This is a genomic window from Acinetobacter sp. YH12070, from assembly GCF_013419625.1.
GTDB classification, from domain to species: domain Bacteria; phylum Pseudomonadota; class Gammaproteobacteria; order Pseudomonadales; family Moraxellaceae; genus Acinetobacter; species Acinetobacter amyesii.
In genome coordinates, this window is the sequence record NZ_VOZT01000009.1 from 62540 (window position 1) to 76172 (window position 13633).

Annotated in this window: 13 protein-coding genes and 1 pseudogene; 12 read left to right on the forward strand and 2 right to left on the reverse strand. The window is 39.1% G+C overall.

What is annotated here, in order from left to right; genetic code table 11:
• The first annotated feature begins 36 nt into the window (after positions 1 to 36).
• The 4 genes from pnuC to FTU17_RS04100 all read left to right on the forward strand — a co-directional run bounded on the left by pnuC (position 37) and on the right by FTU17_RS04100 (position 2050).
• Entirely contained in the window at positions 37 to 621 is a 585-nt protein-coding gene (gene pnuC / locus FTU17_RS04085; protein ID WP_180005315.1) for a nicotinamide riboside transporter PnuC, read from the forward strand.
• A gap of 77 nt (positions 622 to 698) precedes the next feature.
• Positions 699 to 998 (forward strand): hypothetical protein, encoded by a 300-nt coding sequence (locus tag FTU17_RS04090; protein ID WP_180005316.1) that lies wholly within the window; start codon positions 699 to 701, stop codon positions 996 to 998.
• 221 nt (positions 999 to 1219) lie between these two features.
• A complete protein-coding gene (locus FTU17_RS04095) occupies positions 1220 to 1375 on the forward strand; it encodes a hypothetical protein (protein ID WP_180005317.1) in 156 nt (51 codons plus the stop codon).
• A gap of 177 nt (positions 1376 to 1552) precedes the next feature.
• On the forward strand, positions 1553 to 2050 hold the full coding sequence (locus FTU17_RS04100) for a DUF2505 family protein (protein ID WP_180005318.1): 498 nt from the start codon (positions 1553 to 1555) through the stop codon (positions 2048 to 2050).
• Positions 2051 to 2097: 47 nt separating this feature from the next.
• Here the strand turns inward: FTU17_RS04100 and FTU17_RS04105 are convergent, their stop codons facing one another.
• Complete coding sequence (locus FTU17_RS04105; RefSeq protein WP_180134745.1) at positions 2098 to 3378, reverse strand: MFS transporter; 1281 nt, start codon at positions 3376 to 3378, stop codon at positions 2098 to 2100.
• A 377-nt stretch (positions 3379 to 3755) separates the two neighbouring features.
• Here FTU17_RS04105 and def point away from each other — a divergent pair, with 377 nt between their 5' ends.
• The 8 genes and pseudogenes from def to FTU17_RS04145 all read left to right on the forward strand — a co-directional run bounded on the left by def (position 3756) and on the right by FTU17_RS04145 (position 10613).
• Positions 3756 to 4238, forward strand: a complete 483-nt coding sequence (gene def / locus FTU17_RS04110; RefSeq protein ID WP_180063236.1) for a peptide deformylase — start codon at positions 3756 to 3758, stop codon at positions 4236 to 4238.
• Between the two features lie 191 nt (positions 4239 to 4429).
• Entirely contained in the window at positions 4430 to 5641 is a 1212-nt protein-coding gene (locus FTU17_RS04115) for a GGDEF domain-containing protein (protein ID WP_180134746.1), read from the forward strand.
• A gap of 18 nt (positions 5642 to 5659) precedes the next feature.
• Positions 5660 to 6112, forward strand: coding sequence for a hypothetical protein (locus tag FTU17_RS04120; RefSeq protein ID WP_180134747.1), 453 nt, complete (start codon positions 5660 to 5662; stop codon positions 6110 to 6112).
• Positions 6113 to 6177: 65 nt separating this feature from the next.
• Positions 6178 to 6639, forward strand: a pseudogene (locus FTU17_RS04125) (glutaminase); the annotation flags it as partial.
• A gap of 121 nt (positions 6640 to 6760) precedes the next feature.
• A complete protein-coding gene (locus FTU17_RS04130) occupies positions 6761 to 7801 on the forward strand; it encodes a molecular chaperone DnaJ (protein WP_180134749.1) in 1041 nt (346 codons plus the stop codon).
• 366 nt (positions 7802 to 8167) lie between these two features.
• Positions 8168 to 9040, forward strand: a complete 873-nt coding sequence (locus FTU17_RS04135; RefSeq protein WP_180076719.1) for a hypothetical protein — start codon at positions 8168 to 8170, stop codon at positions 9038 to 9040.
• The gene (locus FTU17_RS04140) at positions 9037 to 9360 is read left to right on the forward strand and encodes a hypothetical protein (RefSeq protein ID WP_257227358.1); all 324 of its coding nucleotides are present in this window, start codon (positions 9037 to 9039) and stop codon (positions 9358 to 9360) included. Before FTU17_RS04135 ends, FTU17_RS04140 begins: the two co-directional genes overlap by 4 nt.
• Before the next feature lie 233 nt (positions 9361 to 9593).
• Positions 9594 to 10613: a reverse transcriptase domain-containing protein gene (locus FTU17_RS04145; protein WP_180076720.1), complete on the forward strand. Its 1020-nt coding sequence runs from the start codon at positions 9594 to 9596 to the stop codon at positions 10611 to 10613.
• 49 nt (positions 10614 to 10662) lie between these two features.
• Here FTU17_RS04145 and FTU17_RS04150 read toward each other — a convergent pair whose 3' ends face one another.
• The gene (locus tag FTU17_RS04150; RefSeq protein WP_180134750.1) at positions 10663 to 13557 is read right to left on the reverse strand and encodes a valine--tRNA ligase; all 2895 of its coding nucleotides are present in this window, start codon (positions 13555 to 13557) and stop codon (positions 10663 to 10665) included.
• Positions 13558 to 13633: the final 76 nt, after the last annotated feature.

Here is a 13633-nt window from a genome sequence, read left to right on the forward strand (position 1 = left end):
CATAATAGCTGCAGCTTTTTTAAGGCCCAATCAACCATGTCGAACTTAGAAATATTTGCAGTTATTATTAGCTTAATCGGGGTGAGTTTAACCATTAAGCGAAATATGTGGTGTTGGTGGTTTAACTTTGCAGCTTTTTTGCTGTATGCCTACTTGTTTTATACCTACAAACTTTATGGCGAAACCATTTTGCAGTTTTTCTTTGTGGTGGTGAACTTCTACGGTTTTTATCACTGGTTGAAGGGCAAACAACAAGATCATGACATCCGTATTGAACCGATTGCGACCAAACTCGTGATCTTTCAAATGCTCTTAGCAGCGGTGGGCGGTTTGATTTTTGGTTTAAGTTTGCACTATTTTACCGATGCAGCCGTACCGATTTTGGATGCACAATTGGCCGCGTTTAGCTTACTCGCAACGTATTGGACCAGCCGGAAACATATTGCTACTTGGGTGCTTTGGGTATTTGTCGATATTATCTATGTGGGTATGTTTATATACAAAGACCTGTATCTCACTGCGGCGTTGTATGCTGGTTTTGTGGGCTTGGCGGCATTTGGTTGGTGGCAATGGACACAAGTCAAAAATAAACAGCAGCAACAGGCGATGAAAGCTTTATAAGGATCATTGGGTGATGGCAAAGCTACTTTTAATAGCCGATTCCGAACCCGATGAATAAGTAAAGAGCGTGCAGAGTCATGATTATCGACTTTCAACTTGAGCAGCAACTGCGTTTTGATCGACAAGCTGGGTTTCTATTGCAGCAAAAAGCGAGCTTTTTTCAGTTTGAACAAATAGCAGATGTGTATAACGCTGAATGGCTCAATGCATTTCCACAAGGCACGCAATGTAGCATCAGCGGTTTGGATGATGGTGCAGATGAATACGGCATCCAAATCAGTTACAAACACCAAAGTATCTTGATTGATTATTCACAAGTAATCAAATTGGTACACCGTGATCGGGATGGTGTGGTGCATAGCATGCTTTTAAATTAATAAAATTTTTAAAATCAGCTCTTTAAAGATTCGTTTTAAAAAAGAAAAAAATAAGCGTAAGAAGAAATGAAAAGATATGGAACGTTATTAAAGCAATGACGCAACTTGACCCAAAAGATTCAACATTTAAAATTTTTAATCAGCTATGTTTCGAACTTTTTCATGATTATGGCTCGCACTGCACGTCTTTTGAACCAAGCGCTTTGATAAGTGCAAAACCAATGCAACAGCTTCCTGAACAAGCCAGCTTTGATATTGTAAGCCTCGACTTCGGTCATTGGTACGCAAAGTTGTCCTATGCAGGGATGTATTTAAAAATCGATGCGGGCTGGGAATTTCAGCTCGAGTTTAAAGATCAGCATGGGCAAATCTATTAAAAAGTCCTTTAAGGCAGAGTCCAATGAGTTGCAGTATGGCAATTCTGTTTTTTCAGCTTGGTTTCAGGTCAATGACAGCCATAACGCTTTTCGATTTAATTAAAAGCACAGTTTTAGCAACTGTAGACTGGGCGAAATAAAACAATAAAACCAATATTGACCTGAAGGATTACGAGAATGGCACATCAATTTACCGTCAATGCCACTATTCATGGCGTTTCAATTGAAGATTTTAAACGACTAGCCGCAGATATTAGCTTGCATGAAGCGGTGTGCAAACGCATACCGGGTGAAAATCTAGAAATTTTAGAATCAAAGAAAACAGGCGATATGTATACCTTAAAACGTGCGTATAACCTTGATGTAAATATTCCAGATATTGCCAAGAAATTTTTAAAAGATGCGTTTCGCTTAAAACGTACAGATATTAGTAATTTGGCGGCGTTAACGTCAGATGTCAAACTGGATCCAAACCTACCGCTCGAAGCCAGTTGCAAACGAAGTGTCAGTGGCGATGCGACACAAGTCAGTTTTAATTTGGACTGGACGGTGAAAGTCAAAGTTCCATTGATAGGTGGATTACTAGAAAAACATGCAGAAGGTGAAATTCGTCGTTTTAGTCAGCTTGAGATTGAAATTGTAGAAGATGAATTGCGTAAAAATTTAAAAGCCTGAATTGATTTGAAAGCGAGTTAAAAAAAGCGGTCATTGACCGCTTTTTTTTAGTGAGATGTTTTTTCAAAACGTTGACCATAAAGCATCGCAGTAAAGAAGGTCACCAAACAGACGGTCCAAATATAATACATGGCGCCAATGTTACTGTATAAACTCAACCATTGAACCAATGGCAAGGTGATACCACCAGCGATGGCATAGGCCAAATTGTATGAAAATGAAATGCCCGAGAAACGAATCTGTGCAGGGAACATTTTCACCATACTATAAGACACCATACCAACCGTGCCTGATGCCAAGCCGAGCAGCATATAGAGCGCAAACACGGTCGATGCCGCCACATGGCCCAAGCTGTTATAGAACACACCCGCGATTAGCGCGACAAGGAGGGAGCCGAACAATATCACTTTGCCCGCACCGAAGCGATCTGCCAAAAGACCTGCCAAGATACAACCGACCATTTGCATCACAATAGCGGCACTTTGCATTTTAAAGGCATCGGCACGCTCAAAACCAAAGGCGCCTGTGAGTAAATTTGGCATCGCTAAAATCAGCACAACAACACAGCCGGTTAAGAACCATGTAAACAGCATACCAATCACAACGCCTGTTTTGTGTTGTTGCAGCACTTGTTTTACTGGAAGCTCTTTAGCCAATTGTTTCTTTTCTTGCATGGCTTTAAATACAGGCGTTTCTTTTAAATAACTGCGGAGATAGAGCGCAACAAAACCAAAGATCCCGCCTAGAATAAATGGAATCCGCCATGCCCAGTCATGGATTTCTGACTCTGTAAATTGTAATGAAATAAACAAAGACATCAGTGCGCCCAATAGGATACCTAAAGATAAGCCAGCAGTGAGTAGGCCGTTGGCGATCCCAATTTTTTGCTCTGGCACATGCTCTGAAACAAAAGTCCATGCCGCAGGGATTTCACCACCAATCGCGATGCCTTGAATCACGCGCATCAGTAGGAGCAGAAGCGGTGCTGCATAGCCAATACTTTCAAAAGTCGGCATCACACCGATCATCAGTGTAGGCAGAGCCATGAGTAAAATAGACAAACTAAATAAACGCTTACGACCAATCAAATCGCCAAAATGCGCCATCACCACACCACCCAATGGGCGGAAAAAATATCCGGCTGCAAAAATACCGTAGGTATTCAGCATCGCCCAAAATGGACTGAGTCCAGTGGGGAAAAACAGTTCCGAAATAATTTTGGCATAAAACACATAAATAACGAAGTCATAAAACTCTAAAGCACCACCGAGTGATGACAGTCCGAGGGTACGTTTATCTTGACGAGTCAGGCGTGGCTGAGCTTCCATGCAAATATTTTCCAACAGCAAATAGCATGCGATGATTTTAGTGATTCAAATTTTTATTGAATAATCAAACTTTTTTGCCTTATTAAAAACTTATAGTTATGGAAATATCATTAAATAAGAACAAAATAATATAGATAAAGCCACGTTAATTTAAAAAGTGATAGGCAATGGGCGATGGTGTGCTTTAATTTTAAATGATAAATATCAATCATATAAAGATTTATGATCCGCTATTTTATTCAGTACTCTATATAAACCATAAAAGATTCAAAGCCATAGCACACTGTTGTTTTATACTCAGAACCGATAATAATGAACACAGCATCGTCATTATAGTCAACGTGATTTAAGTCAGTTAGACGAAAAAGGATAAAAACATGAGTCATATTGCTGCTGTTGCACAGCGTGGTGAAGCGATTTTGACGCTCACTGCCGCAGAGGTACAAGCATCTGAAATAGGTTCTGCATGGTTAACTGCACTGAGCGAAACACTTTATGCCACCATGCTTGAACGTCAAGGTGTAGGTATTGCCGCACCGCAAATTTATGTTTCTAAGCGGGTAATTATCGTGGCTTCACGTGCAAATTTACGCTATCCAGACGCGCCTGAAATGGAGGCGATCGTGATGGTCAATCCAGTGATTACATCTCGATCTACGACCACGGTTTTGGGTGAAGAAGGCTGCTTAAGTGTGCCGAATGCACGAGGACAAGTCCCGAGAGCCGAGCAAATTCACGTGCGATATTTGACCCTTCAAGGTGAAGTCAAAGAGAAAACCCTGAATGGCTTTCCTGCACGGATCGTACAACATGAGGTCGATCATCTGAACGGGATCTTATTCACCGAGCGTTTAGAATAATAAACTGTACTATTTCTAAAAGATAAAAGTGACCAATTGAGCTAAAAAAATAGCGGAAAAGTAATTTGAATAGTGGTGTAAGTGAAGTTTAAAGGCTTCAAAGGTTGCACTTTTAACTGTGAAAATAGGCTTTCTTTTTGAAGTTAAAACCTTGTATAACTAGCGAAATAATAAAATAAAAAAGAAGATTAATGGGGAAAAATTGGGGCAATGCTGTCTGTACGAAATGGGGCGTACAATGGCGTAAATTGAAGCATCTTTTATTTGAGTCGGACTATCTCATCATCAATTGGTCTGACTACGATAAAGGGCGTTTACTCCTCATCTTTGGCATGTTGAGTCAAGTCAGCGTGTTGAAGTGGTGCATCATGAATTTTTATTATTCGTCCAATCGGATCTGGTTTAATCCGAGTGCACTCAAGTTGAGGATCATGGTCGCTTGTATAGTCCTACTCAGTTATGGCGTATTGGCCGTACTCAGTCTTTATTTCAAAAAATATTTAAATTTCAGACTGTTTTTTAGCTATTTTGCGCCCGTCCTCTTTGGGATCGGCATGATCTATGGTGGCTATATGATCGGGATCTATAGTCCTGCCACCATGGCGGGGACGGTCAATCTGCTGATGGTCGGTTTGGTTTTTTATCGTCCTGCGATTATGCTCAGTATTACATTTCCGATCACACTGTTTATTGGCTACATTTGCTATCAAACTTCGATTGACCATCTAGAATATGCACCGATTTTCAGCCCAGCTTTAAAACAGAGTGAGTTTTACGACAACGCCTTTTGGCTCATGAGTATGGCGGAGTTGTATTTGCCCATATTGATCGTCAGTGCAGTATTTTTTCAGATTTTGCTTTTACAGTGGCGACACCGTGAACAAAAGATGGAAGTCCTCAGCCGTGTTGATGGCCTGACCAATGTGTTTAACCGTCGTTATGTCAGTCATGAACTTGATACGCTCAGCAAACAGACACGGCCTGAATTTGCAGTGGTTTTGCTTGATCTCGACCATTTTAAATTGATCAATGACCAATATGGACATGATGCAGGAGATGCCGTTTTACAACGTGTTGCTCAAATTTTAAATGACAATACTCGTGTACAAGATGTGGTTGGGCGTTATGGCGGTGAAGAATTCATTTTAATTCTAAAAAATCAGAGTTTAGAGCAGGCGATAGACGTGGCTGAACGCTGTCGATTGGCAATTTTTGAAGCTGAAACCATGATAGCCAACCAACATATGTTGAAGATTAGTGCAAGTTTTGGTGTAGCAACTGCGATCGAGGGGACACCGTCTGCTATGGTCACGCGTATGGCCGATCAAGCGCTGTATATGGCAAAGCAACAAGGTCGTAACCAAGTACGCAGCTTTCGTGAGTTAAACTTGGCAGAAGATTAAATAATTTAAATGATAGTTATGCAGCAATTACAATTTCAGCTCGGATTAGCGCAGCTCCACTTTCAGACCGAGCAAAAGAATATTCATTTTGATCATGGCTTAGCGGCGTGGGTACAAAAATGTGTCCGACATCAGCGCTTCGATGCTTTAGCGATTGAATATTTGATCTATGAAATTGAAGAAATTTTAGAACGATTACAGCTCGATTATCAGACGCAGCGCTATGCTCAGTCGAATGATGCGATGCTGCATATATTGGCGCAAACCTTTTTTGAACATGCGACCCACATTGACCGACAAAGCTTAGAACATGGCTTTAATGAAATGATTGAACATACGGTATATTATCAAAATCTATTTGGTGAGCAGGCAATCATTCAACTCAGTTATTTCGTTTTTATTCGAGAAATGATGCACCATTTGAATATACAGCACATACAGGTTTTAGCTCAGAACACATCTTCACCATAAGGACTTATACAGATGCAGCTCAATTTGTTATAAATAAAAAAGCACATAACAACAAAATAACCCTTATGAAAACGCCTGTTCCAAATTATTTACAGCATGTCCTCAATGCCTGCGATGCCAATCAGCACGGAGCTTTGGCAGATTATATTCCTGAGTTAGCCCATGCCAATCCGAATAGACTGGCTTTGGCACTGTCTACCGTAGATGGCACGATTTATTCTACGGGTGATGACGAAGTCGAGTTCACCATTCAGTCGATGTCTAAACCCTTTGCTTATGCCTTAGCGATTCGTCATCTTGGCTTAGACAGTGTTTTACAAAAAGTCGGTGTCGAGCCATCGGGAGAGGCGTTTAATCAAATTGCGCTCGATCCACAAAGCAATACCCCGAAAAAACCGATGATCAATTCGGGGGCAATCACCACACATTCACTTTTACCGCATGACGAACACAGCACCCGAGCTGAAAAACTCCGCGAATTTTTAAGTGAACTGGCAGGACATGAGGTGGTTGTTCGAGAAGAGTTGGGTCAATATTTACAACGGTTTGAGCGTTAATTGATAAAAATCCATTGTATGATTCATACAAGGTGCTCATAAGTTTAGTGCTTAGATCGGCTATAATTTTCTTTTTGCGTTAAATTTGCTTATGTCTTTTGAGCTAAAAGTCAGTCTACTCCCGAGTGCTGAAGCTTTATCCCCACAGCATAAAAAGCTGAATAAACTGATTGAGCAAATTGAACAGCAAAAGCTGGATTTAGCGCTTTGGCAAAATGCCAAAAGTGAAATTCAGAGTTATATTCAGTTAAAACTTGTGCCGATTTATCGTGATTTGCATGCGGTGTACTACCGACAACTTGCACAGCTTTGGTTGCACATACAGCAAGAAGACTTTGCCAAAGCAGATTTAGCACAGCTCGATGCCAAACTCACCAAATTGGCAAAGCAGCTTAAAAAATCCAATTACCTAAATACAGCCGAACTTGAAAAAGTCACTGAAGTAGATGCTTTTTATCAACAGCATGATGCGCATAATCAAAAGCCAAATAAAAAGGCCAAGTTAGCCCAAACTGAACAGAATAAAGCAGAACGCCATGTTGATATAGAACAAGAAACGACAGAAGAATATGAGTCTTATGAAGAATGGGACCGCGAACAATATCAACGTGAGAAAGAAGAGCATCAGCGTAAACGTCTAGCGCAAAAACGTGAGCAAGCTGAAAAGTTAGTAAACCAATCACTGAAAACCGTGTATTTAAAAATCACCGCCATGATTCACCCAGACCGTGAAGCTGACGAAACTAAAAAAGCTGAAAAAACTGAGTTGCTGCAAGTGGTGAATCAAGCCCATGAAGCACAGGATTTGTTTTATTTATTAAAGCTGCAATTACAGCTTGAAACCAATAAAGGCAAAAGCCCTAAAGCCTTAACGGATGAACATTTAAAGTTTTATCAAATGGCGCTAGAAGCACAAAGCCAACGCCTTGCCAGTCAGATTGATGACATTACAGATAGTTTTCACTGGACTGAAAAACCAAAGCCGAAAAATATGCAGGTGAAAGATGTGTATAAGGTGATTGATGGTGATGTTTCAGTGCTAAAAGAACAAGTGAAGTGGGAAAAAGAACGGCTGAAATATATGGAGAAGATGAAAGGGTTGGAAGTGTTGTTGGGGAATGGGGTGCTTTAGATTTTGCTTTTCTCCCACTCCCATTGGGATGAGAAGCACTGCTTCGCAAGGGGGTGAGGGTTGAAGTTATAATCAAAAATATTTAAAAGCACCTCTCCCTAGCCCTCTCCTAAAAGGAGAGGTAACGTTATCTATCGAATAGTTTTTGAAATTCACAATGGAAATTCTCTTTCCCTTATGGGAGAGGGCTGAGGTGAGGGTTTTAAGCAACAGCTTAAAGCTGAAATATGGGAAAAGAGAGTGGGTTGGAGGTGTTGTTGGAGAATAGAGCTTTGTAATTGAATAACGTTATATTAATATGGCTAAAAATTAGTAAAATTTTAAATGGTATTTTCTTTTGAAATTTTGGGGTAGAAAAGGAGTTCAATGGTTAGTTTACAAAAGGTAGCTTTTGAAAAAGTTCTTCAATTAGCATTCAAATACCCTTGGTTACAGCCAAAAACTGAAGCATTGAGTACATTATTGTTTGAAGATTGTGAAACTGAAGCTCAAACACAAGTAGTGATTGATATTTTAGCTGAACTAAAATATATAACGATGCACGAATATAATGAATGTGTTTGTAATTTAGCTCTAGATATTGCTACATCTCATCTAGATCCGGAAAAATCTTTTATCGTGGCAATGTCAGCAGATTCCACTGCTGACAGTGGTCAAAGTGTAATCTACGATTTAAAACTAGAATTGTCCAAACTAGAATGGACAGGTTATAGATCAGTAAATAGATATGATCAAGCACATAAAGTATATAAAGAATTTAAAAAAAGCAAAGGTGAACAAATAGTTGATTTAGTATTAATTGATAATTTTGTAGGAAGTGGCAGAACTGTAATTAATCGTGTTAAAAGAATTAAACAAATATTTGAAGACTCAGGTTTTCCTCTTCCTAATATATACGTGAAAGTCCTAATATCGACAGTTGGTGGAAGCCAGAGAATCATTAGTGAAAAGATCAATTTTGAATATTACTACTCGGTAAATGATAAAATTTTAGAAAAAATTTATGAGCCTCATCAAGTCGAAATGAAAAAAGAATTAATGAGGAGCTTAGAATCAAAGCTAGCTCCATTTTATAATGATAGACCATTACCTAGTCTAGGTTATGATGAGTCACAAGTTGCAATTTCAATCGAAAATAAAAACACACCAAATAATGTATTTCCAATCTTTTGGTGGAAATATTATTCAGATCAACGAATTAGAAACGTTATATTACATCGGGCTATGGATGATGCATGATGAAAAAAAATATATATTTAAAAAATGAGTTATTAAAAATTTTATTAGCTTCATCAAATCATACCTTACAAGCATTTACTCTGAATAAAAGATTGGGACTAGCATCTAATGTTTTTTTTGATTTGATATTTGAACTGGAGAAGGAAGGATTAATACATATTGATGGGGTGTTTATCAAATTACTTGAACAAGGCATCGTATATATATTGTCAATAATGAATGTTGAGAAAAAAAATAAAAGTAAGATACCAAATAGATTTTTATCTGATAGTACATTGAAAATTAATGAATTTTATATTCCAAAGAGGAGTTTACTTTAGTGTATAGTCGGTTATACTTATTGAGCCTGTAAGGATTAGTATTTTGAAGCGAGTCGCTTCTAATGTTAACGGGTCTTTGACCTATACTCTCTATTAAATCAAAGATTTAATAGAGAGGGGGCGAACAGCTGCTGCTGATTCGCGTAAGAAAATAAGATTTCTTTTGATTGCTATCAAAATAAACTTCTTTTCTTACATAGCAAGTAATTTAAGGTAATCCTTACAGGTCTATTATGACAAAACATATTGCTAAAAATTGGACTAAATATTTTGAAGATATTGGTCTTAAAGATGAATATATAGAAGAATATTCAGAAGTAATAAAAAAACTGGTAGGGAATAATGTACCTGTTATTTTTGAAATAGAACATTTATCTAAATTGGTTGGGATAAATGTTTCTACTCTGTATTCAATGATTTTTTCAACTGAAAAATTTTATAGATCATTTGATATTCTTCAAAAAAATGGAGAAAATCGTCGTATTACCACACCTTTTAAATCATTAAAGAAAGTCCAAAAATGGATATACCAAAGTATATTGAAGCAAGGTTATATTCATAAGTCTGCTCATGGTTTCGTTGAAAAAAAATCCATTATTACTAATGCTAGTGTTCATAAAAGTTCCAAGGTGTTTTTACAGTTAGATATTCGAAAATTCTTTCCCTCTATTCCTTTAAGTTGGGTAATTAATTATTTTCATAAATTGGGATATTCAAAAAAATTATCTTTTTATTTGGCTAAGTTGTGTTGCTATAAGGAGAGTTTGGCACAGGGAGCTCCTACAAGCCCAGCATTATCAAACTTAATTTTCTTTGGTCTTGATAAAAAATTAAACAATTACGCCATTAAAAATAATATTCTCTATACTAGATATGCAGATGATATGGTTTTTTCAGGTACGGAAATTTCTTTAAATTTTAAGAACTTCTGTATTTTTTTAATAAAAAAATATGGTTTTAAAGTTAATTCAGAAAAGACAAGGTTAAAAATTAATGTTAATCAGAATATTATAACTGGAGTACAAATTAAAAATAATAATATTTTTGCACCTAAAAAATATAAAAGAGAGTTAATTCAAGACTTATATTATATTAAAAAATTTGGACTAATTTCTCATGTTTCAAAAAAAAGAATCAAAGACCCTAATTACGTATATTCTTTATTGGGAAAAATAAATTTTGTACTTAGTATTGAACCTGAAAATTTAGAATTTATAAACTATAAGAATATATTAAAAAATATCATCGAATAAAAAATCCCCTCACGAAGAGGGGATTTTTTTGAACCAAACTAACAACACATTAAAGCGCTGCAATTTGCTCCATATTCGCTTTAATCTTCGCTAACTGATCAGCAAATTCAGCAAGTTTCACTTTCTCGCCTTCAACCACAGCCGCAGGCGCTTTCGCGACAAAACCTTCATTGCCAAGTTTAGTCGCAATTTGGTCATGCTGTTTTTGAACCTTGTCTAAGTCTTTCTGTAAACGACCTAATTCCGCTTTAGGGTCAATTAAACCCTTCATTGGAACGAATACAGACACGTGACCCACTACAGAAGAAGAAGACAATGGCGGTTGTTCAGCATCAGCCAAGAAGGTAATGCTTTCAACTTTAGCCAATGCTTTGAACAACGGTTCAATACGTGCGATTTGTGCTTTTTCAGCATCAGTGGTGTTTTGAAGAAGTACAGGCAACAAACGCGCATTACCTAGACCCATTTCACCACGGATGTTACGTACCGCACCAATCAAACCTTGCAGCCATTGCATATCTGCTTCAGCTTGTTCGTTGATTTTCGCTTCATCTGCAACAGGGTACTGAGCCAACATGATTGTTTCGCCAGAAATGTTCAGTTTCGGCGCAAGCGTTTGCCAAATTTCTTCTGTAAGGTACGGCATCAATGGATGAGCCAAACGTAAAGACGCTTCCATTACTGCAAGCAATACACGACGAACTTCAGCTTTACGCTCAACTGATACGTTTTCATCATTTAGAACAGGCTTAGTCAGCTCTACATACCAGTCACAGTATTCATTCCAAATGAACTCGTAAATCGCTTGTGCAGCCAAGTCTAAACGGTAAGTCGCAAATGCTGTTTGCACCGCTTGTTCCGCTTTTTGCAGACGGCTCACGATCCATTGTTCAGGCAATTCCCAAAGGTCTTGATGTACTTCTTGACCAATCACTTGCTCTTCGCAGTTCATCATCACGAAACGGGTAGCGTTCCAGATTTTGTTGGCAAAGTTACGGTAACCTTCAACACGTTTCATGTCGAACTTAATGTCACGGCCAGTGTTCGCAAGCGCACAGAAAGTGAAACGAACCGCATCTGTACCGTAAGACTGAATGCCTTCAGGGAATTCTTTACGGGTAGATTTTTCAATCTTCGCTGCTTGTTTCGGGTTCATCAAACCAGTCGTACGTTTTTGTACTAAAGTTTCAAGATCCACGCCGTCAATCAAATCTAATGGGTCAAGCACGTTGCCCTTAGATTTAGACATTTTCTGACCTTCGCCATCACGTACCAAACCGTGAACGTACACTGTTTTGAACGGAACTTGCGGTGTGCCATCTTCATTTTTCATGAAGTGCATGGTCATCATGATCATGCGGGCAACCCAGAAGAAGATGATGTCAAAGCCAGTCACAAGCACATCAGTCGGGTGGAAAGTATTTAAGAAATAGTTTTCTTTATCTTTCGCCGCGTCGCCAGTCCAACCTAAAGTAGAGAATGTCCAAAGACCAGAAGAGAACCATGTATCAAGCACGTCTTCGTCTTGTTTCAATTCAACTTCAGGCGCAATGCCGTTTTTCGCACGAACTTCAGCTTCGTCACGGCCTACAAATACGTTACCTTCAGCATCGTACCAAGCTGGAATACGGTGACCCCACCACAATTGACGTGAGATACACCAGTCTTGAATGTTATTCATCCAAGCCATGTACATGTTGCTGTATTGCTCAGGGACAAACTTAATTTGACCGTCTTGAACCGCTTTAATTGCAGGCTCGGCAAGCGGTGCAATTTTCACATACCATTGGTCAGTCAATAATGGCTCAACGATTACGCCTGAACGGTCACCGCGAGGTGGCTTAAGTGTGTAAGGTTGAATTTGCGCTAACCAGCCTTCAGCTTCAGCTTGAGCAACCAATTGTTTACGTGCAGCAAAACGCTCTAAACCAATGTAGTCCGCAGGTGCAGGAATGGTTTTAGAAATTTGCTCGCCCGCTTTGGCGATATATTCAAAATCGCTCAACACTTCCGCATTTTTGTTGAAGATGTTGATGATAGGAAGTTCACAGCGTTTGCCCACTTCATAGTCATTGAAGTCGTGCGCAGGGGTGATTTTCACACAGCCTGTACCAAATTCTTTGTCTACATATTCGTCTTTAACGATTGGAACAGCACGGCCTGTGATTGGCAGGATAATGTTCTTGCCAACAAGCGCTGCATAGCGTTCATCATCAAGCGCAACCGCAACAGCGGTATCGCCAAGCAATGTTTCAGGACGTGTTGTCGCCACAACAATGTGATCTTTGCCGTCATGGGTACGAAGTGACTTATCTTCAAAGAAATATTTGAAGTGCCAAAGTGAACCTGCTTCTTCTTTATCAGACTCAACTTCTAAGTCAGAAAGGGCAGTTTGTAGTTTAGGGTCCCAGTTTACAAGGCGTTTACCACGGTAAATTAAGCCTTCTTCATGCAGCTTAACAAACACTTCTTTAACCGCGTTAGAAAGACCTTCGTCCATGGTGAAGCGTTCACGTGACCAGTCTACAGATGAGCCTAGTCGACGAATTTGACGGGTAATGTTGCCGCCAGATTGTTCTTTCCATTCCCACACTTTTTCGATGAACTTTTCACGACCAAGGTCGTGACGGCTAATGCCTTCTGCGCCCAATTGACGTTCAACAACCATTTGCGTTGCGATACCTGCATGGTCGGTACCCGGCTGCCAAAGGGTGTTTTTGCCAGACATACGGTTATAACGAGTCAACGCATCCATAATGGCATTGTTGAAACCATGACCCATGTGCAAGCTACCGGTGACGTTTGGCGGCGGAATCATAATACAGAATGAATCACCTTTTTGAGATGGCTTGAAGTAGCCTCTCTCTTCCCAAGTCTTGTACCATTTTTTTTCGATCTCGGTCGGATCGTAGGTCGTAGCAATATTTTGCGCTGAATCAGTCATAGTCTAAACAGATCAAAAGTGGATAAAAAATTAGATCTATTGTAGCAAAAAAAATGGTGAATTAGGGATGTTGGGC

Coding starts and splice junctions, on each gene's coding strand:
- FTU17_RS04120 (WP_180134747.1), top strand. CDS start 5,660: ATGCAGCAATTACAATTTCAGCTCGGATTAGCGCAGCTCCACTTTCAG.
- FTU17_RS04130 (WP_180134749.1), top strand. CDS start 6,761: ATGTCTTTTGAGCTAAAAGTCAGTCTACTCCCGAGTGCTGAAGCTTTA.
- FTU17_RS04100 (WP_180005318.1), top strand. CDS start 1,553: ATGGCACATCAATTTACCGTCAATGCCACTATTCATGGCGTTTCAATT.
- FTU17_RS04150 (WP_180134750.1), bottom strand. CDS start 13,557: ATGACTGATTCAGCGCAAAATATTGCTACGACCTACGATCCGACCGAG.
- FTU17_RS04115 (WP_180134746.1), top strand. CDS start 4,430: ATGGGGAAAAATTGGGGCAATGCTGTCTGTACGAAATGGGGCGTACAA.
- FTU17_RS04095 (WP_180005317.1), top strand. CDS start 1,220: ATGCAACAGCTTCCTGAACAAGCCAGCTTTGATATTGTAAGCCTCGAC.
- FTU17_RS04145 (WP_180076720.1), top strand. CDS start 9,594: ATGACAAAACATATTGCTAAAAATTGGACTAAATATTTTGAAGATATT.
- FTU17_RS04090 (WP_180005316.1), top strand. CDS start 699: ATGATTATCGACTTTCAACTTGAGCAGCAACTGCGTTTTGATCGACAA.
- def (WP_180063236.1), top strand. CDS start 3,756: ATGAGTCATATTGCTGCTGTTGCACAGCGTGGTGAAGCGATTTTGACG.
- FTU17_RS04140 (WP_257227358.1), top strand. CDS start 9,037: ATGATGAAAAAAAATATATATTTAAAAAATGAGTTATTAAAAATTTTA.
- pnuC (WP_180005315.1), top strand. CDS start 37: ATGTCGAACTTAGAAATATTTGCAGTTATTATTAGCTTAATCGGGGTG.
- FTU17_RS04105 (WP_180134745.1), bottom strand. CDS start 3,378: ATGGAAGCTCAGCCACGCCTGACTCGTCAAGATAAACGTACCCTCGGA.
- FTU17_RS04135 (WP_180076719.1), top strand. CDS start 8,168: ATGGTTAGTTTACAAAAGGTAGCTTTTGAAAAAGTTCTTCAATTAGCA.